This is a genomic window from Rhizobacter sp. P2_D12, assembly GCF_056404395.1.
Genome location: NZ_JBFUEB010000250.1, coordinates 1 through 2,266, shown reverse-complemented (window position 1 = coordinate 2,266; position 2,266 = coordinate 1). Strand labels below are relative to the sequence as shown.

Genomic DNA, 2,266 nt, shown 5'->3' with positions numbered 1-2,266 from the left:
AAGCGACCGTGTTCGACACCACGCTCGACGGCGGCGCGCCGCCAGCGCCGGCCCCGATTCCCGCACGTGCGCCGGCCTGGTGGGGCGGGGCGCCCACCGCACCGGATGCGCCCATCAAGCTGGCCGGCCTCGACGTGACCGATTCGGTCGGCAGCAACAACTACGCGCTCGCCGGCAGCCGCAGCACGAACGGCGCGGCCATCGTCGCCGACGACATGCACCTTGGCCTGCAACTGCCCAATATCTGGTACCGGCTGGCGCTGCGCTTTCCCGATCCGGCGGCGCCCGGTGGTCAACGGCGTCTCGCTGGCGTGAGCCTGCCTGGCGCGCCGCCTTCGGTCATCGTCGGCAGCAATGGCCAGGTGGCGTGGGCCTTCACCAACAGCTACGCCGATGCGCTGGACCTGGTCGAACTGGGTGTCGATGCCGCGCGCCCGGGCCAGTTCAAGGTGGCGGGCCAGTGGGAAACGCCGCAGGAACACGTCGAGTCAATCCTGGTGAAAGGCGCGCCGGCCGAACGGATGGTTGTTCGCGACACTTCGCTTGGCCCGATCCGCGAGGTCGCCGGCCGCAGCTACGCCGTGCACTGGATCGCGCACGATCCTGCGGCGCTGAACATGCAGCATCTCAAACTCGAATCCAGCGCCACGCTCGATGCCGCGCTGGCGACGGCGGCCAGCGATGGCATCCCGGCGCAGAACTTCGTGGCCGGCGACGCGCAGGGCAACATCGGCTGGACGATCGCCGGCCTGCTGCCGCAGCGCACGACTGCCCCTGGCGACACCACCTTTCCACTGACGCCGGATGCGGCAACGCCCACCTGGACGGGCGCGCTGCCCTATGCGGCGCACCCGCGCGTGGTCAATCCCGCCAATGGCCAGCTCACCACCGCCAACAGCCGCCAGTTGATGGGCGCCGGTTACGCGCTGCTGGGCGACGGCGGCTACGACCTGGGCATGCGCAACCACCAGCTGCACGACGGCCTGGCGGCGTTGGGCGCGCAGACCGACGTGCGGCGCGCATTCGACGCGGCGTTGGACGACCGGGCGATCCTGATCGGTGCCTGGCGCGACCGCGCGCTGGGGGCGCTCGACGCCGGGGCGCTGGCAGGGCATCCGGCGCGCGCCGAGTTCCGGCGCCTGCTCGAGACCAGCTGGGATGGCCGCGCCAGTGTGAATTCGGTCGGCTACCGCCTCGCGCGCGACTTCATGTGGGCGCTGCACGACCTGCTGTACGGCGGCGCCAACCTGGCGCTGAAGGACCTCGACCCCAAGGCCAGCGCTGCCGGCGCCAGCGCGCGCTGGCCGGCTGTGGTGGCGCGTCTGTTCGACGCCCGGCCTGCCGGCTGGCTGCCGCCGGGCCACGCCGATTGGCAGGCGCTGCAACTGGCCGCCGTGGACCGCGCGATCGCCGCGCTGCAGGACGCCGGCACGCCGCTGGCGCAAGCCACCTGGGGCCAGCGCAACACGGCAGGCGTCGCGCATCCGATCAGCATGGCGGTGCCGGCGCTGCGGCCCTGGCTCGCCGCACCGGCCGACCAGCTGGCCGGCGACGCGCACATGCCGCGCGTGGCAGGACCGAAGTTCGGCCAGTCCGAACGCCTGGTCGTGTCGCCGGGCCGGGAAGAGGAGGGTTTGTACAATATGCCGGGCGGGCAGAGCGGGCATCCGCTGTCGCCGTTTTTCCTGACCGGGCATGGGGCCTGGGTCGATGGCAAGCCGATGCCGTTATTGCCGGGCGCGGCGCGCTACACGCTGCGCCTGCATCCGTGAATCAACTGGCGCTGCGGCCTTACCTGGCCGGCAGCACCAGTTGCACGACCTGCAGCAGCTCGGTGATCGTCTCGGCGCCGGACGGGTGGCCGAGATAGTAGCCCTGCACCATATCGCAGCCGTATTCTTCGAGCAGCAGGAGCTGTTCGCCCGTCTCGACGCCTTCGGCCACCACGACCATCTTGAGCCCGTGCGCCATCGCGATGATCGCGCGCGTGATGGCCGCGTTTTCGGAATCCTGCGGCAGCCCCGAAATGAAGCTGCGGTCGATTTTCAATGCGCGCACATCGAAGCGCTTCAGGTAATTCATCGACGAGTACCCGGTCCCGAAGTCGTCGATCGACAGGTGCACGCCGATATTGCGCAGCCGTTCGAGCGTGACCATCGTGGCGCGCGCGTCGTCCATCAGCGTGCCTTCGGTGAGCTCCAGTTCGAGCAGGCGCGGCTCGAGTCCCGTGTCGAGCAGTGCCGAGAGCACGATCTGCGACAGGTTC

General features: G+C 70.3%; 2 protein-coding genes. One reads left to right on the top strand and one right to left on the bottom strand.

Annotated elements, in window-relative coordinates:
- Positions 1-1,772 (top strand): penicillin acylase family protein (locus AC1DYN_RS32160; RefSeq protein WP_477966795.1); only part of this gene is annotated, 1,772 nt, incomplete at its 5' end.
- A 19-nt stretch (positions 1,773-1,791) separates the two neighbouring features.
- Here AC1DYN_RS32160 and AC1DYN_RS32155 read toward each other — a convergent pair.
- Positions 1,792-2,266: EAL domain-containing protein (locus AC1DYN_RS32155; protein ID WP_477966793.1), on the bottom strand; the 475-nt coding region annotated here is incomplete at its 5' end.